18 protein-coding genes and 1 pseudogene are annotated in these 21,028 nt (G+C 39.3%); 4 read left to right on the top strand and 15 right to left on the bottom strand.

What is annotated here, in order from left to right; genetic code table 11:
* The first annotated feature begins 220 nt into the window (after positions 1-220).
* A complete protein-coding gene (locus tag AC4HAJ_RS07500; RefSeq protein WP_491079550.1) occupies positions 221-2,029 on the top strand; it encodes a restriction endonuclease FokI C-terminal domain-containing protein in 1,809 nt (602 codons plus the stop codon).
* Positions 2,030-2,106: 77 nt separating this feature from the next.
* Here AC4HAJ_RS07500 and AC4HAJ_RS07495 read toward each other — a convergent pair whose 3' ends face one another.
* Positions 2,107-4,086, bottom strand: a complete 1,980-nt coding sequence (locus tag AC4HAJ_RS07495; RefSeq protein WP_491079549.1) for a Dam family site-specific DNA-(adenine-N6)-methyltransferase — start codon at positions 4,084-4,086, stop codon at positions 2,107-2,109.
* A 608-nt stretch (positions 4,087-4,694) separates the two neighbouring features.
* Here AC4HAJ_RS07495 and xerS point away from each other — a divergent pair.
* Positions 4,695-5,765: a tyrosine recombinase XerS gene (xerS, locus tag AC4HAJ_RS07490; protein ID WP_491079548.1), complete on the top strand. Its 1,071-nt coding sequence runs from the start codon at positions 4,695-4,697 to the stop codon at positions 5,763-5,765.
* 202 nt (positions 5,766-5,967) lie between these two features.
* Positions 5,968-7,359, top strand: coding sequence for a cation:dicarboxylate symporter family transporter (locus AC4HAJ_RS07485; RefSeq protein WP_491079547.1), 1,392 nt, complete (start codon positions 5,968-5,970; stop codon positions 7,357-7,359).
* Positions 7,360-7,438: 79 nt separating this feature from the next.
* Here AC4HAJ_RS07485 and queF read toward each other — a convergent pair whose 3' ends face one another.
* The 14 genes and pseudogenes from queF to AC4HAJ_RS07415 form a co-directional block, all read right to left on the bottom strand.
* Positions 7,439-7,927 carry a preQ(1) synthase gene (gene queF, locus AC4HAJ_RS07480; RefSeq protein ID WP_491079546.1) on the bottom strand — a complete coding sequence of 163 codons (489 nt, stop codon included), beginning with the start codon at positions 7,925-7,927 and terminating at the stop codon, positions 7,439-7,441.
* 24 nt (positions 7,928-7,951) lie between these two features.
* Complete coding sequence (gene queE / locus AC4HAJ_RS07475; RefSeq protein ID WP_491079545.1) at positions 7,952-8,668, bottom strand: 7-carboxy-7-deazaguanine synthase QueE; 717 nt, start codon at positions 8,666-8,668, stop codon at positions 7,952-7,954.
* Positions 8,668-9,111, bottom strand: coding sequence for a 6-carboxytetrahydropterin synthase QueD (queD, locus tag AC4HAJ_RS07470; RefSeq protein ID WP_491079544.1), 444 nt, complete (start codon positions 9,109-9,111; stop codon positions 8,668-8,670). The genes queE and queD overlap by 1 nt, the downstream gene beginning before the upstream one ends.
* Complete coding sequence (queC, locus tag AC4HAJ_RS07465) at positions 9,111-9,764, bottom strand: 7-cyano-7-deazaguanine synthase QueC (protein WP_491079543.1); 654 nt, start codon at positions 9,762-9,764, stop codon at positions 9,111-9,113. Before queC ends, queD begins: the two co-directional genes overlap by 1 nt.
* A 213-nt stretch (positions 9,765-9,977) precedes the next feature.
* Positions 9,978-11,129 carry a glycoside hydrolase family 3 protein gene (locus AC4HAJ_RS07460; RefSeq protein ID WP_491079542.1) on the bottom strand — a complete coding sequence of 384 codons (1,152 nt, stop codon included), beginning with the start codon at positions 11,127-11,129 and terminating at the stop codon, positions 9,978-9,980.
* 185 nt (positions 11,130-11,314) lie between these two features.
* Entirely contained in the window at positions 11,315-12,319 is a 1,005-nt protein-coding gene (locus AC4HAJ_RS07455) for a PAS domain-containing protein (RefSeq protein ID WP_491079553.1), read from the bottom strand.
* Positions 12,313-12,663 (bottom strand): DUF438 domain-containing protein, encoded by a 351-nt coding sequence (locus tag AC4HAJ_RS07450; RefSeq protein WP_491079541.1) that lies wholly within the window; start codon positions 12,661-12,663, stop codon positions 12,313-12,315. Before AC4HAJ_RS07450 ends, AC4HAJ_RS07455 begins: the two co-directional genes overlap by 7 nt.
* Positions 12,660-12,896, bottom strand: a complete 237-nt coding sequence (locus tag AC4HAJ_RS07445) for a DUF1858 domain-containing protein (protein WP_491079552.1) — start codon at positions 12,894-12,896, stop codon at positions 12,660-12,662. The genes AC4HAJ_RS07450 and AC4HAJ_RS07445 overlap by 4 nt, the downstream gene beginning before the upstream one ends.
* Positions 12,897-13,378: 482 nt before the next feature.
* Positions 13,379-14,215 (bottom strand): hypothetical protein, encoded by an 837-nt coding sequence (locus tag AC4HAJ_RS07440; protein ID WP_491079540.1) that lies wholly within the window; start codon positions 14,213-14,215, stop codon positions 13,379-13,381.
* Between the two features lie 59 nt (positions 14,216-14,274).
* Entirely contained in the window at positions 14,275-15,405 is a 1,131-nt protein-coding gene (locus tag AC4HAJ_RS07435; RefSeq protein ID WP_491079539.1) for an AI-2E family transporter, read from the bottom strand.
* 87 nt (positions 15,406-15,492) lie between these two features.
* The gene (gene trmFO / locus AC4HAJ_RS07430; RefSeq protein ID WP_491079538.1) at positions 15,493-16,830 is read right to left on the bottom strand and encodes a methylenetetrahydrofolate--tRNA-(uracil(54)-C(5))-methyltransferase (FADH(2)-oxidizing) TrmFO; all 1,338 of its coding nucleotides are present in this window, start codon (positions 16,828-16,830) and stop codon (positions 15,493-15,495) included.
* A gap of 213 nt (positions 16,831-17,043) precedes the next feature.
* Complete coding sequence (locus AC4HAJ_RS07425) at positions 17,044-18,051, bottom strand: hypothetical protein (protein WP_491079537.1); 1,008 nt, start codon at positions 18,049-18,051, stop codon at positions 17,044-17,046.
* A gap of 295 nt (positions 18,052-18,346) precedes the next feature.
* Positions 18,347-18,724, bottom strand: a complete 378-nt coding sequence (locus tag AC4HAJ_RS07420; RefSeq protein WP_491079536.1) for a type II toxin-antitoxin system HicB family antitoxin — start codon at positions 18,722-18,724, stop codon at positions 18,347-18,349.
* A gap of 19 nt (positions 18,725-18,743) precedes the next feature.
* A pseudogene (locus AC4HAJ_RS07415) lies at positions 18,744-18,928 on the bottom strand (type II toxin-antitoxin system HicA family toxin).
* A 251-nt stretch (positions 18,929-19,179) separates the two neighbouring features.
* On the opposite strand from AC4HAJ_RS07415, the gene spxB reads away from it, so the two are divergent.
* Positions 19,180-20,961 carry a pyruvate oxidase gene (gene spxB, locus AC4HAJ_RS07410; RefSeq protein ID WP_491079535.1) on the top strand — a complete coding sequence of 594 codons (1,782 nt, stop codon included), beginning with the start codon at positions 19,180-19,182 and terminating at the stop codon, positions 20,959-20,961.
* Positions 20,962-21,028: the final 67 nt, after the last annotated feature.

The following is a 21,028-nucleotide window of genomic DNA, read 5'->3' as shown; positions in this document are numbered from 1 at the left end:
CGAGAGACCTAGACGACTTCATCATTACAAAACAGCAAAATTTCTGTTTGGGCTAGCCCAAACAGCCTAATCAATGGGATCCTAGTCTATCCACGAACTTGTTGCACTTGACTTGACAATGTGTCGTCTAATAGTTTTTATAAAAAATCAGAAAAAAGTAAGTAAAGCTAAGAAAAACAGTGATATAATAATACGGAGTATGTAAAATGCTGGAGGTAATATGACAATAAATATTAATGAATACAGTGATTTGAATAACTTAGCGTTTGGTTTAGGGCAGGATGTTAGTAAGGACTTAAAAGAGTTAGTAAAAGTTGCTTCAATTTTTGTTTCTGGATCAAAAATCCATAAATGGTTAGTAAATACAAGATTGGAAGAAGTTGTTACAGATTTAAAACTTCAAAACGAATTGAAATCTGTAATTACTAATATGCCTATTTCAGTTACTTGGAAACAACTTACCGGAACGAGGACAAAAAAAGAAGCAAATAGTTTAGTTCAAGCAGTTTTTCCGGGACAAGGAGCAAGGCTTGCAATTGTAGATTGGGCTGCTCAAAACTATGTGAGTGTTGCAGTAGCTTTTGGATTATTAAAATTCCATCGAGCAGATAAAACGTTCACAATTTCAGAGTTAGGAATTAAGGCAGTAGAGCTATATGAATCAGAAAATCTAACAGAACTTGACAATTTTTTGTATGAAAGACTACTTGAATACCCTTATGCCGCTTGGTTGTTAAGATTATTAGGGAAAAATCCAACTAAACAGTTTTCAAAGTTTGACTTAGGGGAAAATTTTGGATTTATAGATGAATTAGGTTTTGAAACAGCCCCTGTTGAAATTTATTTAAACGGATTAGCTCAAGCCGAGATCGATAATGACAAGATGGCCAAGAAAAAAATCAAATCAAATTTTGAAAGTACTTCTGATAAATATATGAGATGGCTAGCTGGTGTTTTGGTTACTACAGGACTGGCAACTTCTGTAACCAAGAAAGTCAACCATAATTATAATGGTCGCAAGTTTGATCTTACTCTTGGTACAGTATATCAGATAACAACAAAAGGATTGACTGCCTTAAAGCAAGTTGATGGGAAATCTCGTTATGCTCGAAGTAGGAAAAGGGTTATGTGGGAATTTTTAGCAACTAAGGATAAAAAAGCAATCTCCAAAAAGACATCACGATCTCTAATTTTAAAACACCTCACAGAAAAGAAGAATCCAATTCAAGCAGAAGTGATTGCTACTCTTATTAATAGAGACTATCCAAGTCTTGAAATAACACCTGAAGAAGTAATAGATGACTGTATCGGACTTAATAGAATCGGAATTGAAATTCTAATTAATGGAAACCAGCTAACATTAAAAGATAAATTATTTGACTTTGAAATTCCTATACAAAAAAACGTATCATTAGAAAAAAGTGATATTGAAAAATTTAAGAATCAATTACGAACAGAACTAACAAATATTGATCACTCTTATCTTAAAGGAATTGATATAGCTAGTAAAAAGACAACCACTAATGTCGAAAATACGGAATTTGAAGCAATTTCAACCAAGGTCTTTACAGATGAGCTAGGTTTCTTTGGTAAACATCTTGGAGGAAGTAATAAGCCAGATGGACTTGTTTGGGATGATAACTGCGCAATTATTCTTGATTCCAAAGCCTACTCAGAAGGTTTTCCACTTACCGCATCTCATACAGATGCTATGGGAAGATATCTGAGACAGTTTAAAGAACGAAAAGAAGAAATAAAACCAACATGGTGGGATATTGCTCCAGATAATTTAGCTAATACATATTTTGCCTATGTTTCAGGAAGTTTTTCAGGTAATTATAGAGCTCAGTTACAAAAATTTAGACAGGACACAAATCATCTGGGTGGAGCATTGGAATTTGTTAAATTATTACTACTCGCAAATAATTATAAAGCTCAAAAAATGAGTATAAATGAAGTTAAAGAAAGTATTCTCGATTATAATATCTCATACGAAGAGTATGCTCCATTACTCACAGAAATTGAGTAAAAAAATTTAAATTAGTAGAGGATATCTAATAGAACAACAGATATAATAAAAAGCAACACAGTTCAAACTATGCTGCTTTATTTTCCAGTAAGTATTTTAAATGTCTCATTATCATAATTAGTTATCAGGACTTCTTGACTTCCTTTGTTTTTTGAATTATGAGACGAATTATTATAGTTATAATTGAGATAATTAATATTTAAGTTTCTTGAATAAGCCCAATCTTTTAATAATTGGTTGGTTTTACCTTTATGCTCAGTTACATTGCTGAGAGCAAAACGAATTCCATGATGATTTAGACGATCCATAAAATTTAATAATTCTACTTCGGAGGTTTTATTCCAATCTGAGAAACCTCGTTTCCCATCATTATAACTTCCAGTTGTAATTAAATATGGAGGATCAAGATAAATAAAATCCTTAGATGTCAAATTTAAAATATTAAATTCATTAAAATAGTTATCTGTGAACGTAGCATCTAATGCTTGAAGCTTAGTAACGAAATTCAATAAATTATTTCTCATATTCTCACTAAAATGACTACGATTTCTACCAAAAGGATTATTGAACTCCATAGAATTATTAAATCTAAATTGATAATTGTAACTAAAAGAGGATAGCACATATAAATCCAAAGGATTAGGATTAGTGTTATAATGTTTTCTAAAAGTCAGAAATGCCTCTTCGTTAGTCTTACTTAGTTTCCACTCATCAATCCTTTGTTCAATTTGTTGAACCAAATTTACTGGTGACTGACTTTGAAAATACCGAAACATTTCATTAATACGATTATTCATATCATTAAAAATATATTTGTTTGCTTTCACATTAATACCAACATTAGCTCCTCCACTGAATATATCCACAAATGTATCAATATTGTCCGGAAAGAGAGGTAATATTTGATTTAAAAGTTTATATTTCCCTCCAATGTAATTAAGTGGACTCTTAATGTATTTCCTTGTTGAACTAACTTTTATGCTGTTGTTGGTTTTCTTAAAAGTTTTATTTTTAGGAAGTGGTTTTCTTTGTATATAAAATAATAATTCATAAATTTCTTTGACCTTAGAAACCTTCTTTGATTGATACTTTCGATATGGAATTTTTTTAATATCAACCATACCATCAACTGAGAATTTTTTCAAAATATTAGTCAAATCTTCCTCGGAGATAATTCCTTCGTTATTATAGCTTAAGATAATATGAGTTGAATCTATATTTTGAATTAAATCTCTCATTGCTGTTAGAGCTTTACTTTTTGTAGCGTAATCACTTTTAAGATTTTTCCAATCAAAAATCTTTGTGACTCCCTTTAAAACAGGTTGATCATTTCTAGCCACATTTTCTAATAAATGATAATTGGAAGCATATTGTCTTGAATTGTAAGGAGTATCAATATAAACAATGTCAGCTTTTACTTTTTGAACTAGCTTATTTGCATCTTCATTGAATGCTCTATTTTCTTTAGAGTTATCAAATATAGTAAAATCTTGTAACTCTAAATCATTCAAAGCCCTCTTGTCCCAGTGTTTTAGGAAAGCACCATAAGTTCCGGTAGTGTTGCTGACAAATGGTAAGGCCTCTATAAGAGAGGAGAGTAGATAGTAGTATTCATGCTCTGTTAGCAAATTCTGATTTTTCCAACTTTCAATTTGATTACGGATCATGTCTAGTTTTTTTGCATTTTTTACTGAAAGATAATTTGCTTTTCCTGTAGGAGAGTAAGCAGATTCATAATATCCTACCGTTTCATTATCAACTTCTAAATCTTGCAAATAAGTCATGGGAGAAGTGATTCCTACTTGAATAAGCTTATCAAATAACGGTTTGGAATTATTCTCAATTCTAGCTTTGGCATTAACATAGCTAAAAAACAGTAAATCATTGGAATAAACTGTGTAAAATTGTTTGAAATAATTCGCTACTACATTTGTACCAGCAAATAAGTCTAAGAATACTTCCTCAGAGCCATCGGTATGTCTATCTATCATTTTTTTAATCTCAGGTAAAAGTAATTTTTTAGAACCAATATATCTCATTTTTACATCCTTTGTCATCCTTATTTTAACATAATAGAAATAATATTCCAACTATAAAAACAATTTTTTATAAAGTAAATTTTTCTAAAGCGATATGCTCAAAGTCAGATTACCTAAAATAGGTAATTTCAAAAATAGAAATGGCTTATTTGATAAACTAGATGTTAACTTTGCATTATGGGGTGATTCCGATTATCCCATAATGCAAAGAAACAACCTCCCATCGATACAAATTAGCAGTTAACAAAAGACTTCAGTTTGAGAAACGTTCTAAGGAGCCATGTCTGATTTGTAAAGGTTTGAGAAGAAAAAGAGAACATTTCGTACCATTTAAACCTGTCTAAATTACAAAAATTGTATTTGTTTTTTACAAAATAAAGTACATTTTCCGAAAAATAGAATCAAAATTAAATTTTTGTTTTCACGTAAATAAAGTACATTTTCAGTCAAATTTCTTCAAAAATTTTTTTTAGTCATTAATGGGACTCTGAAAAAGGATATCAATCGTTTCGAGTTATTTGTTATAACTTCTTTCCGAAAAACTGTAATTTTCTTGAAAAATATATACAGGCGTGATATACTACTATCTGGATAAAAACGATTAAAAAACAAAGGAAAATGAACTGATGAAACGTCAACGTTTATTAGAAAAAATCGAGGAATTAAAGGCTCTTATGCCATGGTATGTTCTGGAATATTATCAATCCAAATTAGCTGTTCCTTACAGTCTGACGACTTTATATGAATATCTCAAGGAATACCGTCGTTTTTTCGAATGGCTGATAGATGCTGACATTGTTCAGGCTGATAAGCTTGCTGACATTCCGCTAGAGAGTCTAGAGAAATTAACTAAAAAAGATATGGAATCCTTTATTCTTTACTTGCGTGAACGTCCGTCACTCAATACCTATTCGACTAAAAACGGGGTGTCGCAGACCACTATCAACCGTACTTTATCGGCCCTCTCCAGTCTCTACAAGTATCTAACTGAGGAGGTTGAAAATGATCAGGGTGAGCCTTATTTCTACCGCAATGTTATGAAAAAAGTCTCCACTAAAAAGAAAAAGGAAACACTTGCTGCCAGGGCGGAAAATATCAAACAGAAGCTCTTCCTAGGTGATGAAACCATGGAATTTTTGGATTATGTGGACAAAGATTATGAAGGTAAGCTTTCCAATCGGGCAAAATCATCTTTCCGAAAAAATAAGGAACGTGATCTAGCCATTATTGCCCTGCTGCTGGCTTCTGGTGTGCGTTTGTCAGAAGCTGTCAATCTTGATCTGAAAGATATCAATCTCAATATGATGGTTATTGAAGTCACTCGTAAGGGTGGTAAGCGAGATTCCGTCAATGTTGCTGGCTTTGCCAAATCTTATTTAGAGGATTATCTAAGAATCCGAAAAAGTCGCTATAAGGCCGAAAAACAAGATGTTGCCCTCTTTCTTTCTGAATATCGCGGGGTTCCTAACCGTATCGATGCCTCCAGTATCGAAAAAATGGTGGCTAAGTATTCCGAAGATTTCAAAGTTCGTGTGACTCCCCACAAGCTCCGTCACACGCTAGCAACCCGCCTCTATGACGCCACCAAATCCCAAGTACTCGTCAGTCACCAACTCGGTCATGCTTCGACTCAGGTCACCGACCTCTACACCCACATTGTCAATGACGAGCAAAAAAATGCCTTGGATAATTTATAGTAAATAAATTATGTAAACTATTTTAGAAAAAGTCTAAGAGGGTTTTATTATATTAGCAATATTTTCACCGTCCTAAACCATGATAAGGACTCTTTATCAGTCTCTTTAAAAATTACAATCACCAATACTCTTGAACGACAACAAGAAGGGGACTATAATAGCCTCAGTTTTATTTAATAGATTCAAGCTAAAGGAGGTTATTATGACTGTTAATGTTTTAACCGCTCTGATCTTAGTGGTAGCCCTTGCTTTTCTAGCTCTCCTGGTTTATTTCCATCGGAAAAAAGTAGGTTTCACCACTTCTGTCTTTACTGCACTCATCACTGGGACCGCTTTTGGCCTAGTCCTGCAACTACTACTGGGGGCTGAACATCCTGCTCTTATAAGTGCCCTCGATTGGTTAGGGATTGTTGCAGATGGCTATGTTTCCCTCTTAAAAATGTTGATCATTCCTCTGGTTTTTATCTCCTTGGTCAGTGCCTTTACGCAGCTAGATATTACACAAAATATTAGAAAAATTGCTGGAAATACGCTGACGGTCCTGCTTGGAACCACCGCTGTAGCCTCCCTGATTGGCTATTCTTCAGTGATTCTCTTCCATCTGCAAGGAGCTAACTTTGCAGGCAGTGCTAATAAAGAAGCCTTGGCCAGTATCCAAGAACATCAAGATGAACTCGCCGGTCTAACCCTGCCTCAGCAAATTGTCAGCTTCCTACCAAGCAATATCTTCGCTGATTTTGCAGAAACTCGGGCAACCAGTACCATCGCTATTGTGATCTTTGCTTTATTTGTTGGCTTTGCCTTCTTAAGAGTTAAGAAAGCTGACCCTGATAGCGCTGAGCTGTTTGCTAAAATTATCAAGAGCTTTCAGCTAATCATAAACCGTATTGTCAAGCTAGTCCTATCACTGACACCTTATGGTATCTTTGCTTTAATCACAAGAGCCAGTGCTGTGAATTCGCTAGATACAATAGGACGTCTGGGAATCTTTATACTAGCCATCTATGCTGCGCTAATCACAGTACTCCTAGTCCATACAGCCCTACTGCTGTTCAATGGAATCAATCCTATCCTCTACTTCAAGAAAGCTTGGCCAGCTCTTATCTTTGCCTTTAGCTCTCGTACGAGTGCTGGAACGCTGCCCCTGAACATTAAAATTCAAACAGAATCATTGGGGATCAATCCTACGATTGCCAACTTTGCGGCTAGCTTTGGATTGACGATTGGCCAAAATGGCTGTGCTGGTGTTTATCCTTCTATGATCGCCACTATTATCGCACCAACAGTTGGAATTAATGTTTTTTCATGGCAATTTATCCTGACTCTAATAGCTATCGATGTCATCGCCTCCTTTGGTGTAGCCGGTGTCGGCGGAGGTGCTTTATTCACCGCCTTGATCGTACTTGGCAGTCTCAATCTGCCAGTAGCCACATTGGGAGTTTTGATTGCTGTTGATCCTATTGTTGATATGGGTCGTACCTTGGTCAATGTCAATGACAGCATTCTAGCCGGTATCATCACAGCTAAAAGAACCAATCAGCTAGATACCCGTTTGCTCAATGACACTGACTCCATTGTCACTAGCACTTTATAGGCTCCCATCAGCACCACTAAAGATTTCAAATAAAGGCATAAAAAAAGGGTGAGACAATAAGTCTCGACCCTTTTTATTTTTAACGATTATCAATTGTTTCTGGATATAGATCGTGATTCATGAGACGGTAATTAGCCATCTCTTCATACTTGGTGCCTGGACGACCGTAATTGAAGTAGGGATCGATTGAAATACCGCCTCGTGGGGTGAATTTACCCCAAACTTCTAGATAGCGAGGCTTTAGCAGGTCGATCAAATCCTTACCAATAGTATTGATACAATTCTCATGGAAATCACCATGATTACGATAAGAGAAAAGGTAGAGTTTAAGTGATTTCGACTCTACACAGAGCTCGTCGGGAATATAAGATAGGTAGATAGTTGCAAAATCAGGCTGCCCAGTAATAGGGCAAAGTGAGGTGAATTCTGGACAGTTGAACTTGATAAAGTAATCATTATCTTGATGGCGATTTTGGAAGGATTCCAAAATACTTGGATCATAGTCAAAAACATAAGGAACTTTTTGATTCCCTAGTAGGGTCAAATCTTTCATTTCGTCTTGAGTCATTTAAGACCTTCTTTCTAAATATAGTTAGACACCACGTTTATTATCATAAACGAGTGTGTGGAGTTGAGGGAGAACACGGACATTACCCCAGCTATCATCCTTAGCTATACGGTCCCAGAGCTGGCCAAGGCGCTCCAGTTGATGCGCCACAATACTACCATCTGCCTTAGGCTCAGGATTTCCTGCTGAAAGATAGAGGACATCAGGCTGATAGCGCTCCTGAATCATCTTAGCAAAGTCTAAGTCCTCATCATTAAAGATTGGAATCTTAAAGGTTACACGCTCTCTAGGAAGTTTAGCTACGATAAAGTCTAGGGTTTCCATATTGACCTCCATCTTACTTGATGGTGGCTTAGGACTCAAGGTCACATCATCGATATCAAGAAGCCACTCCTGCCAACGTGATCCTTGGGTTTCGACAGCCAAGGTCACACCACGTGCCTTAAGTTTGCTCACTAACTCAGCCATATTGGCTGCCAGTAGGCAAGGATTCCCCCCAGAGAGAGTGACATAATCATAAGTCCCCAAAGCATCTAAAGCTGCGATAACCTCATCGCTGGTCATGCGAGTTGGCTTCTCTGAACCATCCCAAGTAAAGGCAGAATCACACCAGTCACAATGATAATCACACCCACCCGTACGGATAAACATGGTCTTTTGACCAATAGCACGTCCTTCTCCTTGAAAGGTTGGTCCAAATATTTCTAAAACGGGTAATTTTAGTACACGTTCTCTAACCACTAGTCTTCCTCCCAATCCCTGCGAAATTCTGCATAAGAAGTCGGAGTCTCATATAGGCGGACATGCTCCATACGCAAGCCTCGCTCATCTGGTAAACTCTGCTTCACCCTTTGATAGATCCAGTAAACCATATTTTCTGCTGTCGTATTCATATAGGGTAAACTTTCATTAAGATAGCGATGATCCAGCTTGGGTTCCAGCTCTTTTTTATAGATAGCCTTAAAATCCCCAAAATCATAGGTCATTCCCTTGGCATCTAAGTAGCCGCTGATCGCAATCTCTAACTGATAGGTATGACCATGCAAGGCCTTACATTTTCCCTCATATTGGAAAAGGTGATGAGCTGCATCAAAGGTAAAGGACTTGGACACCAAAACACGTCTAGGAGCATAGACTAAGGAGTCACCGGTCTCTTGTTTGATTTCTTTGGGTGCTAGAAACATCAGCGAGCCTCCCTTTTGGACAGATAAGTGTCTAAACCATGCTGACGAAGCTTACAAGCAGGACACTCACCACAACCTTTACCGATAATGCCATTGTAGCAAGTCAGTGTCCTTTCTCGTACATAGTCAAAAGCACCTAAGTCATCGGCTAAAGCCCACGTTTCAGCCTTGTCCAACCACATGAGTGGGGTCTGAATGACAAAATCGTAAGCCATAGCTAGATTGAGAGTGACGTTGAGCGATTTGACAAAAACATCACGACAGTCAGGATAACCAGAAAAGTCAGTCTCGCAGACCCCAGTCACAATGTCAGTAATCCCCTTTTGCTTAGCTAGAACAGCTGCAAAGGATAAAAAGAGATGGTTGCGCCCATCCACAAACGTATTTGGCACCTCTCCTTCTTTTGCTTCAATGTCCATATCACTGGTCAAAGCATTGGTTGTGATTTGACTCAATAAAGACATATCAAGGATATGATGCTTGATACCTTGCTCCTTGGCAATCGCTTTAGCAACCTCTACCTCTTGCTCATGACGCTGGCCATAGGCAAAAGTCACTGCTTCTACATGCTGGTAGTGCTCCATAGCCCAAAACAGACAGGTTGTTGAATCCTGACCACCACTAAAGACGACCAGAGCTGATTTTCGTTTCATATGAGATACACCCCTTTATCTTTCCTAACTGATGGCAAAAGAAAAAGCCCTTACCAACTTGGTAAAGACCACCCAAAGATGCTTGCGCAGGTTTTTTTTAGTGATGGCTTTTCCCAAACATCAGTCTACAATAAATGCTTCATTATAGTAACACGATCAGTAGGGAAAAGCAAGTAAACGAGCAAAAATAGATCCCTGATCATTGGTCTTACACTAGCTTAACAATCCCAAATCATACTTCCAAATCAAGATACGTTTCACTGACTTGTCTATAGCTTTTTCAGAGAGATCACCAGCATCAATCTTATCCAGGAGATAAGGAATCTGCGATTGATAAGATGACCCCATAATAATATCATTACCAGCGGCGAGAACACGATAAGCAGCCTCATCCTGACTAACAAAATCTGCCAAGCCCGCCATATCCAGATCATCTGTCATAATAACTCCCTCAAACCCTAAATCCTGTCTCAAAAGCTGATTGATCTTAGGTGAGATGGAGGAGGGAACATCGTCAATAGTCGTCATAATATTATGGGACACAAGAACGCTGTCTGCTCCAGCCTCTATTCCGGCTTTAAAAGGAAGTAAATCAGATTTTTTCAGCTCAGACAGCTTTCGCTTATCCCTGATAATATCAGTATGGCTATCTCCATTATTACCATAACCTGGGAAGTGTTTGAGGGTCGAGCCCACTTTTTGCTCCTTGAGGGTAGTTACCACCTGACTGACATAATCTGCTGTTTTATTAGCGTCTTGACCGATGGTACGATCATAAATAAAAGCTGAGGGATCCGTTGCAACATCAGCAACTGGAAAGAGTCCTGCATTGATCCCCACAGACTTGAGAGTCTGAGCCTTAGTCTGAGTATCTTTGACAATCGCCTGAATACCGCCATGTTTATAGAGAGACATGGGAGAAACAAAAGGCTTGTCCAAAATACTACTCAGCCGTGTAACACTTCCTCCCTCTTCATCTGATCCAATCAGCATAGGGATATTAGCCGCATCTTGATAGGACTTGGTTAAAGACTTGAGACTATCCCTTGTCTGGCCTTCAAAGTCCTTGCCAAACAGGAGATAACCACCCAAATGATAGGTTTGGATATCTTTGACTTGATCTTTTTCAGGGACTCTAGCCCAAAAAAGCTGGCCAACCTTTTCCTCAAGCGTCATATCTGAGAGAATCTTATCCACAACTTTATCACGATGGGCTATCTGAGCCTGCTGAGCCGACCTTTCTTTATCTGACTTTATAGAACGAGAGCGTTCCTGAGGCAGAACAAAAAGGTGACTCAAGACCAGACTCAAAATCAAGACTAGAAAAAAACTATGGACAATAAGGGGGTTAATGCGTCTTCTCATAATGTGCTCATTATAACATTTTCCAAAATGAGAAAAAAGCAATCACCTTTTAGCCTGTAGCACAACGCCACACTTATCAGAGGGAGAAAGGAGCTCTTTTATATGGAATCAAAAGACCACCTGTTTAATGGATAGTCATGATTGTGATAAAGGAAAACTTGTCATAGTTTGAGCGTCATAAATATCTAGATATCTCGATTCCAATCGCTGTCTATATCACGAAATGGCTGGATATCCTGGACATACTCAAGAACACCTTGAAACTCTTGCTTCTCATCACGTACAGCCGCATAAGTGACAAAAACGAATTTACCTGTACGTTCAGACTTAAACCACATCTCTACTTTATCTCGCTCACCGGAGCGTAAGAGATTAAAAATTTTCTTGACCTTATCCAGCAATTTTGGTGGATGGCAGAGCTCGACATGACGGCCAACCTGACTAGGGGTTCGCTTGAAGATCATTTCAGAAGAGGGAAGGCTATCATTATAGTATTGGAAGATATCATCTTTATTGACAAAGGTAATTTCTAAGGGGAGATGATTGAGAATAAGGTTGGCTTGATCCATAGACAAATAACCGTTTCCCATTGGCTCTACCTGTGAACGGTCAGTAGGACTATCATCTTGTTTCGGGGTGAAACTAATGGTAAATTGGCCATGCGGAGTGTCAATGGTCATCGCACCATCACTACCAGCAGTAGATACCATTGTTTTTGGCTGATCGCTGCTTTCGTGCTCAAAGGATTCACGATGGGGGACCCATTTTTCACTCGGCCGAATAATAGCATAACCATAGGCCTCACTTTCATCCCTAACTTGCAACCAATCGTCTTGCGTAAATGTTTCCAATAAAATCATCAGCAGGATAGATTCTTCTTTGAAGATCATTTCTTCAAATTCCTTGGCGAATACCTCAAAAGAGTCAGACACTTCCTGAATAGGAACATCAGGCAATCGGTCCACGAGAGCCCTGCTTTCTTTAAAGAGAACCCTAATCTCATCATCTACTCCCCACATGACCCTCGGGGGAGCGTCATGACCATAGCGCTCCATAATAGGAAAAAAGAGCTTTTCTTTTCGTGTATAATGAATATGAAATTGCCCTAAAAGATCCATTTGGTGTGTGAGACCTGTGATGAGCTCCTCCCTAAAAGCCTCATTGTCCGGTGCTGCATATTGGTCTAAAATCCGGCGGATACGCAGGAGAGGCGGATACGCAGGAGAGCTGCTCGCAGAGCCAAATTTTCCTCTTTAAAGATATAGACCGGATGGCCAGGATGGTCTATATCATCTGCTTCTACCCCCTCTACTGCTCCTTTAAAAAGATTGGCATGAACATTACACAATTTCATGACATCCTCAAACCCTACGCCTGTATCAGCAGACATTAGCTCATGCTCCATCATAGAAATTTCCATGGCAGACACACCCTTAAAGTGTTGGTTAAAGCGCTCTTGTACCGATTCTGGACTAGCTCCTCGGTGCAGATCCAATAAGATGTCTTTTAGAATGTCAACACGTTCTGCTGTCATTGTTGCTCTCCTTCTACTTGGTAGCCATTAAACTCTAGGGTCCGTACAATTTTCTCCAGCGGGATGCGAGCTATTTTGGCTCCAGCTTGTAAACTAGTTGTCCGTCCCACTGTTTCTAACATAAGAGGATTAGCCAAGGGCTTAAATCCCAGATCGACCAAGAGCTCTTTTAGTTCGGGATGCTCTTCTACAAGCTGCGCTACTGGCTTTGACAAATCGATGGTATTGTTCATCATGGTTGACCCCTTTTCTAATCTTATCCTCATTATAACGAAATTTGCTAAAAAAGTAAGAGTCGGACTCAATCAGTAAGCCGTGATAAAACCATGATTTACTGATTTTCCTAATTCCCGCATTTTTAGGCTCAGGTTGAAAGCCTCCACTTATATCGACACATGCACAAAAATACCACCACCTCAAACGAGATGGTGGTATTTCTAGGTTTTAAACCGAACTGATATAGGGATATAGGACTCACATGTTTATGATTTTTAGATCATGTATTTGGCCTATTTTTTAAGTTAAACTGAACAGCTATAATTGCTAAGAAACCAGTCACTATAGCACTAATTACCATTAAAATAGAACTGCTGGCTAGGAAAAGGCAACTAGGGAGTGAAATGATCTGGGAGACCGTTTCTGATCGAACGCCTAAAAATAAAAGAAAGGATAGAAATCAATAATTCGAAAAATTTGATTCCTATCCCACTCTCTCTTACTTATGTTTCGCAAAACGACCACGTCGCTTGCGCTTTCTCATCGGTTGAGGGGCTTCTAGCAAGTCAGATTCAGACTGACCACTCTCCTCAGGAAATGGCTGATCGTCTTGATCATCCGCACTAAAACTAGGGCCCGTCACCAGTTCAGCATAGGCCACCGGAACGGTCTGAAACTTTTTAGCAACCGAAACCGATACACGATCAGAATCCGGTTTAGAAGCGACTTCCTGAGCGACACTATTTTTACTGACACCGGCTGCTTGGGAGGCGCTCTCTTCTAAAGTATCAGACAGACTGACTTCAGCTAATTTTTGCTCCAGCTTTTCTTCCTCACTTGCTGCCTCATCAAGATCTGATCCAGATCTCAATTCCCATTCGATCCCACTAGTATCGCCATCTTCACTGCCTTCCTCTTCTTCATCATCTTCATAACCAAAGACCTCAGCAGACGAGGCTAGGCGAGACTTTCTAGATGATTCTTGAACATAGTCATCCTCATCATCGAATCTTCGGTTTTTCCTGCCTTTTTTAGAAGGTCTGGTAATCTCTTCGTAGTAAGCCATAGACGTAGACTTGAAAAAGTGTGATAACAACCATAGGAAAAAGATAATCTGGATAAATAGCCAACCAGCAAAAGGGAAAAGCAACTGGCGAACAGCCTTATCCAAGCTCTCGATACTACCATCTTTAGCGACAAAACCAGCATCGATCTGATTCCAAACCTTATAGACATAGATGGTGTGCATGACCACAAAAGCAAAGAGGGCCAAAGATACAAGAAAAATCAAGAAGACCATCACTCGTTTTAAAACATTTTTTGTCTGACGTGACATATAAGCGCCAACTTTCTAATCATACAATATATATTCCACTATAGGAAGTAAAGCAGTTGTTAACTGCCTTCAGAAGACAAAGACTCATTTAATCGCTTCTGCCTGACATGATTGGCAATAAGCTTATAAAGGGTAGCTGCTGATGGTACGGCAATCAACATTCCAAAAACACCGCCCAAGGTTGCCCCGATAGAAATAGATAAAATGACCCACATTCCAGGAAGGCCGATAGAACCGCCAACGACACGTGGATAAATCAGATTCCCTTCAAATTGTTGTAAAATGACAACATAAACCACAAAGAACAAGGCTTGAGGAACCGACTGCGTCATAATTAAAATCGATCCGATGACAACCCCGATATAGGCCCCCACAACAGGAATTAAGGCAGTAAAGCCTACTAAAATACCAATCGTTCCAGCATAAGGGAGCTTAAAGAGAATCATTCCAAAAGAGCACAGACTCCCTAAAATAATAGCCTCGATGGTCTGTCCCTTGAAAAAGCCATGAAAACTCTCATGGGCTATCCGTCTCACATAGTGAAACTGCTCTTCATACTGTGGTAAATAAGCATGAATCAGCATATTGCCCTGGCGTCCTAACTTTTCCTTTCCTGCTAAAACATAGATAGAAAAGATAAGGCTGACAAAGACAGAAACCAGGCGAGAAGCCAAAGAGGTGGTCGATGCTAAAATACCACTCAAGATCCCAACCACTGTAGAGGAAATCTGTTCATTATAGCGAGCTAGAAGGTCATTAACACTCTTATCCAGATCAATATTAAAATCTGCCAGGACTTTTCTGACCCCTTCACTCTTTTGCAAGTTATCCAAACTCTTAGCAATCCCCTCAAAATCGATCTTAGTCAAGGATTTCAGACTATCGACCAAATCAGGCAAAACAATCGAGAAAATGAAAAAAATCGCAATGATAAAGGTCAAATAGGACAGCAGCATACTAATAGCACGATGACCAGGAATATCTTTTTTGAAGATCAGGCGCATCAAATCTTCGTAGCTACTCATGACGATATTGATGATATAGGCCAAGCCACCTCCCATCAAGAAGGGGAAACTAGCGCCATAGACCTTACCGAGAATATCTTGCGCTAAGGACCAATACGTCACTGTCGCATAAATCACAGCAATCACTAAGAACAGATAGCCAAAATGTCGTTTTGTAAGTTTCATATAAGTATTATACCCTCTCCAGCAAAATAAAACCAGTCAAAATTATTGATATGACTGGTTTTATTTTATATTGATTAGATGATCTTGTTAAGAGAGCTCACTGATCTTGGACAAGTCAGCCAAAGCCCGCTCCGCAATCTTTTCATAGCGCTCCTTCTTATCACGAATACGTGGCCCCTCAAGCTCTTTTATGATCCCAAAGTTGACATTCATAGGCTGGAAGTGCTTACTATCAGTATGAGTCACATAGTGTGGAAGACTTCCAATAGCTGTTGATTCTGGAAAGATCAGAGGGTCTTCTCCCTTAAATAAACGAGCTGCATTGATCCCGGCTACTAATCCAGAAGCAGCTGACTCGACATAACCTTCAACTCCTGTCATCTGACCAGCAAAGAAAAGATTAGGATTCTTACGAGACTGAAAGGTTTGGGTTAAAAGATTAGGCGAATCCATGTAAGAATTGCGGTGCATGACCCCATAACGGACAAACTCTGCATTTTCAAGTCCGGGAATCATCTGGAAGACACGTTTTTGCTCACCCCATTTAAGATGGGTCTGGAAACCAACGATATTGTAGAGACTGCCCGCTGCATTGTCCTGACGGAGCTGAACAACGGCATAAGGGGTCTTGAAATCACCATCACGAGGTCCCTCATAATCATCTGGATACTCCAAGCCAACTGGCTTCATGGGTCCATAAAGCATAGTCTTAACCCCACGCTTAGCCATGACCTCAATAGGCATACAGCCCTCAAAATATTTTTCCTTTTCAAACTCATTGAGAGGCGCTTCCTCAGCATTGATCAAAGCCTCATGGAAAGCCATAAATTCTTCTTTTGTCATCGGACAGTTGAGATAGGCAGCCTCACCCTTGTCATAGCGGGACTTGAGATAGACCTTGTTCATATCAACTGTACTGATATCTACGATTGGAGCTGCCGCATCGTAGAAATAAAAGCCTTCCCCACCATTAAGAGTATGGATTTTCTCAGCCAATGCATCTGAGGTCAAAGGACCCGTTGCAACCACTGTGATAGCATCATCAGGAATATCTGTGATTTCCCCACGAATGACTTCAATCAAGGGATGATTGCTGATTTCATCAGTAACCGCTTGCGCATAGCCCTCACGGTCCACTGCCATAGCTCCACCGGCAGGGACACGATGGTCTTCACCATTACGCATGATAACGGAATCCAAACGGCGCATCTCCTCTTTCAAAAGGCCGACCGCATTGGTCAAACTATCTCCACGAAAGGAGTTGGAACAAACCAGCTCAGCAAAATTGCTTGTTTTATGCTGAGGAGTGGCTTTAACCCCACGCATTTCATAAAGCTTAACAGGAATACCACGCTTAGCGATTTGGTAGGCGGCTTCTGAGCCTGCCAAGCCCGCTCCGATAACATTAATATAAGATTGAGACAAAACTAATACCTCTTTGCTAGGAAGCCCTAGCTCAAATCTTTCTACAAATTTTCGTCAATGGACTAGGCTATTATAGCATAAAATCAGTAAAATAAAGGGGACACGATGCCCTAGCATAAAAAACTACTAGTAAGGAGTGACCTCCAAAATAAAAGTCGCAAATTTGTCCATTCATTCAATAATCTAAAGATTTTAAGAATATCCAAAATATAACTAGCCCACTTCTTCTACCACTGGCTTATCCTTCATTTTCGGCACCAGATGTGCCTCAACAAAAGCATTGAAATCACGCATACAATGGGTATCAATTTGCGTTTTTACTTGGATCATCTGACTATTGTTTTTCTCTTTATCCCAGCTCGGTGCTGTCCAAGTGACATTGCGATAGTCGCCCCAAAAGCTATTTTGCACTGGAGCAACTGTTAAGGACAATTCCTGAGGATCCATTAGATAACTTTCCCCCGACAGTTTTAGGCGCAGGTAGCCTTCATTAGTCAGCTTAATTAAGACTTTTTGAGATGACAAACCCACAGCTAGATACAAACCCACACCGAGCAAAAATAGATAAAATCCAAAATCATTATCCTGAAAACGAACAATCAAAAAGATGATGAATAGAAGAGGATAAAAGAAGGTGTGCAGACCGATTGGACCATAGCAAAAGAGAAAACGTCGTTTGGCCTGACGAGCCATAGCCCTGTGATCCGAAAGACCTATACTGGTCCTTTGGAAAATACGCAACCCCTTCTTATACTCCCAGCCGGTAGCTTCATGCTCAACGCTTAGTTTAGGAGCTATATGAGCGTCATAGAAAGTCCGAAAACTTTCAATGTTTTTGGGACTTAGTTGCCCTGACACTTCTCTAATCTTACCATTAATCGTTTTACCACGAATAATAATGGAATAATAAGTGATACTGGCTCTAGCAGACGTTTCTGTGACCATCTGTCCAAAATAAAATGTGACATTCCGCCATAAAAAACGCTTTTTACGAAACCATTGGCATAACACCAGATTATCCGTCTCCACACGGATTTGTAGAGGCATTCCCATAAATAAAATAATGAGCAAAGCACCAAATAAAGCTATAGCCAAAGATACCAGACTCCCCTCCTGAGTAAAAAGTAACAAGCCAGACAGGATAAAAAAAGCTCCCATTCCTTGTGATAGCCTATAAACACCAGAGAGTTTTACAATATACTTTGGACTTTTCTCTTTCACACTAAAACCTTTCAACTATGTAATACCCTACTTGTAAAATTAAACTAGACAAAAAAAGCCACCTACGTTAGACTCAGATTATTATAGTCCCAGCTATGATGAAGTTTTTGGAACCATTCGAAACAACACAGCTCTAAAACCTCGTAGACTAATTTTTGTCTCGATATTTCGTAATCGTGCCATTTATCTCAGCCAGATTTCAGCTTCAAAATGATTCCTTTTAAACAATTTAATCATCTGCATTATACTCAAAAAAGCGCTAGAAATCAAGCTTTCCAACACTTCTAACTTTGTTTCATAATTGTAATTTTTTCTCTAAAGCCTTTGTTAATACTTCAGAGTAATTGACTTGATCACGATCAGCCAGTCGCACCAGCCATTCAGGAACCGTCACATTTTTTCGAATGGCTTTGCTATTCCTAAGATAAGGACTCGGATCCGCCTGAATCAGGGTAACGAAACCATCCTCAGCAGATATCGTCCCTATATCACTTGGTTTAGGTAATTTCATTCCTTCATCCAGATAAGAGGCCAATACACTCTCGAGCATTTGACGTGCATTCTTCATGGATTCTTCCAAGTCTTCTCCTTGCGTACCGCCACCAAATTCAGGAAATTCAACCCAGTATCCCTCTGCTTCCCTATGAAAAATTGCTGGATATGTTTTTAGCATAAGATTCCCTCCTTTATCATTACAAACCTAGATCTTTTAAAATTTTCTTTTCAAGACCAACTTTAACTGATTGATTTCCATGGATCGGAATCGTGACAATATAAGGTATGCCATCCTTCTTGAAATGATGATGACTCGTACTCTAACCTCTTTCCAACCATTATTTACAGCTAACTTGGCTAATTCCTTTCCAGTTAAAGGCAATGTGGAACTCCTTCTGTAATTATATGCGTATTATACGTATTTGTCAATTTTAAATAAAAGGTAGACACCTCTTAAGTGTCTATCTTATTATCCGTATTCAACTTAAAAATGATCACCTTTTTTTCGTCTTTGTACCAGGAGAATCACGACGGAGACCGTCTCCATAAATTTTCAATCTTTTGTGTATGCGTTTTCATGAAAATGTGATATGATACCAATGTGACAATAAATATTTTTTAAGGAGACCTATTATGAGTCAAGGTAAAGTTACTGCTTCTGCTGCCATGCTCAATGTTTTGAAAACATGGGGCGTGGATACCATTTATGGTATCCCCTCAGGAACTTTAAGTTCTTTGATGGATGCGCTGGCTGAAGATAAAGATATTAATTTCTTACAAGTTCGCCATGAAGAAACTGGAGCTCTTGCTGCTGTAATGCAGGCTAAGTTCGGTGGTTCTATTGGTGTGGCTATTGGGTCTGGTGGTCCTGGTGCTACTCACTTGATCAACGGGGTCTACGACGCTGCTATGGATAATACACCATTCCTAGCAATCCTTGGATCCCGCCCAGTTAATGAGCTCAATATGGATGCTTTCCAGGAGCTCAACCAAAATCCAATGTACAATGGTATTGCCGTTTACAATAAGCGCGTCGCTTATGCCGAACAATTACCAAAAATTATCGATGAAGCCTGCCGTGCTGCCATGTCCAAAAAAGGACCAGCTGTCGTTGAAATCCCTGTCAACTTCGGTTTCCAAGAAATCGATGCAGACTCTTACTATGGTTCTGGATCTTACGAACGCACCTTCCTAGCACCAGCCCTAAATGAGACAGAAATTAATAAGGCTGTTGAGATTCTCAATCAAGCTAAACGTCCTGTTATCTACGCTGGTTTTGGTGGAGTCGGATCTGGTTCTGTTATTACAGAGCTGTCACGTAAAATCAAGGCACCAATCATTACGACTGGGAAAAACTTTGAAGCCTTTGAGTGGAACTACGAAGGATTGAGCGGTTCAGCCTACCGTGTTGGTTGGAAGCCTGCCAATGAGATTATCTTTGAAGCTGATACTGTCTTATTCATGGGATCTAATTTCCCCTTCTCAGAAGTTTATCAAGTCTTCAAAAACACTGAGAAATTTATCCAAGTGGATATCGACCCTTATAAACTCGGTAAGCGCCACGCCCTAGATGCTTCTATTCTAGGAGACGCTGGCCAAGCGGCCCAAGCCCTTTTAGAGCGAGTAGATGCTGTCGAATCAACACCTTGGTGGCGTGCTGCTATCAAGAACAATCAAAACTGGCGTGATTACCTCACCAAGCTGGAAACAAAAACTCAAGGAGAACTCCAACTCTTCCAAGTTTACAACGCTATTAATAAATATGCTGACGAGGACGCTATCTACTCTATCGATGTCGGAAATACCACTCAAACCTCTACTCGTCACCTTCATATGACACCTAAAAATATGTGGCGGACCTCTCCTCTCTTTGCCACAATGGGGATTGCTTTGCCAGGAGGTATTGCGGCTAAGAAGGATAATCCAAATCGTCAAGTCTGGAATATCCTAGGAGATGGTGCCTTTGGTATGTGTTATCCAGATGTCATTACCAATGTTCAATACAATCTACCTGTTATCAATGTTGTCTTCTCAAATGCTGAATACGCCTTCATCAAAAATAAATATGAAGACACTAATAAGCATCTCTTCGGTGTTGACTTCACCAACCCAGATTACGTTAAAATTGCTGAGGCCCAAGGAGCTGTTGGCTTCCGTGTAGACCGTATTGAAGATATTGATGCTGTCGTCAAAGAAGCTATTGAGCTCAACAAAGCTGGTAAAACTATTGTTATCGATGCTCGCATTACTCAGGATCGTCCAATCCCAGTAGAGGTTCCTCAACTCGAATTGGATCCAAAACTTTATTCAGAAGATGCTATTGCAGCTTATAAAGAACGCTACGAAGCACAAGATTTGATTCCATTCCGCCTTTTCCTTGAAGAAGAAGGTTTAGAGTCACGTCATATTAAATAAGATCGCCGTCTATAGAAAAACAGCGACAATAAACAGGTCTAGGAACTCTTATCCTAGGCCCGTTTTA

The sequence above is a fragment of the Streptococcus sp. ALY_211 genome (assembly GCF_058314555.1).
The sequence above is the reverse complement of the archived record's forward strand: the minus strand, read 5'-3'. Positions and strand labels throughout refer to the sequence as shown.

Excerpts from the sequence above, each read along its gene's own strand:
- AC4HAJ_RS07500 (WP_491079550.1), top strand. The coding sequence starts at position 221 with ATGACAATAAATATTAATGAATACAGTGATTTGAATAACTTAGCGTTT.
- AC4HAJ_RS07495 (WP_491079549.1), bottom strand. The coding sequence starts at position 4,086 with ATGACAAAGGATGTAAAAATGAGATATATTGGTTCTAAAAAATTACTT.
- xerS (WP_491079548.1), top strand. The coding sequence starts at position 4,695 with ATGAAACGTCAACGTTTATTAGAAAAAATCGAGGAATTAAAGGCTCTT.
- AC4HAJ_RS07485 (WP_491079547.1), top strand. The coding sequence starts at position 5,968 with ATGACTGTTAATGTTTTAACCGCTCTGATCTTAGTGGTAGCCCTTGCT.
- queF (WP_491079546.1), bottom strand. The coding sequence starts at position 7,927 with ATGACTCAAGACGAAATGAAAGATTTGACCCTACTAGGGAATCAAAAA.
- queD (WP_491079544.1), bottom strand. The coding sequence starts at position 9,111 with ATGTTTCTAGCACCCAAAGAAATCAAACAAGAGACCGGTGACTCCTTA.
- queC (WP_491079543.1), bottom strand. The coding sequence starts at position 9,764 with ATGAAACGAAAATCAGCTCTGGTCGTCTTTAGTGGTGGTCAGGATTCA.
- AC4HAJ_RS07460 (WP_491079542.1), bottom strand. The coding sequence starts at position 11,129 with ATGAGAAGACGCATTAACCCCCTTATTGTCCATAGTTTTTTTCTAGTC.
- AC4HAJ_RS07450 (WP_491079541.1), bottom strand. The coding sequence starts at position 12,663 with ATGACAGCAGAACGTGTTGACATTCTAAAAGACATCTTATTGGATCTG.
- AC4HAJ_RS07445 (WP_491079552.1), bottom strand. The coding sequence starts at position 12,896 with ATGAACAATACCATCGATTTGTCAAAGCCAGTAGCGCAGCTTGTAGAA.
- AC4HAJ_RS07440 (WP_491079540.1), bottom strand. The coding sequence starts at position 14,215 with ATGTCACGTCAGACAAAAAATGTTTTAAAACGAGTGATGGTCTTCTTG.
- AC4HAJ_RS07435 (WP_491079539.1), bottom strand. The coding sequence starts at position 15,405 with ATGAAACTTACAAAACGACATTTTGGCTATCTGTTCTTAGTGATTGCT.
- AC4HAJ_RS07420 (WP_491079536.1), bottom strand. The coding sequence starts at position 18,724 with ATGCTAAAAACATATCCAGCAATTTTTCATAGGGAAGCAGAGGGATAC.
- spxB (WP_491079535.1), top strand. The coding sequence starts at position 19,180 with ATGAGTCAAGGTAAAGTTACTGCTTCTGCTGCCATGCTCAATGTTTTG.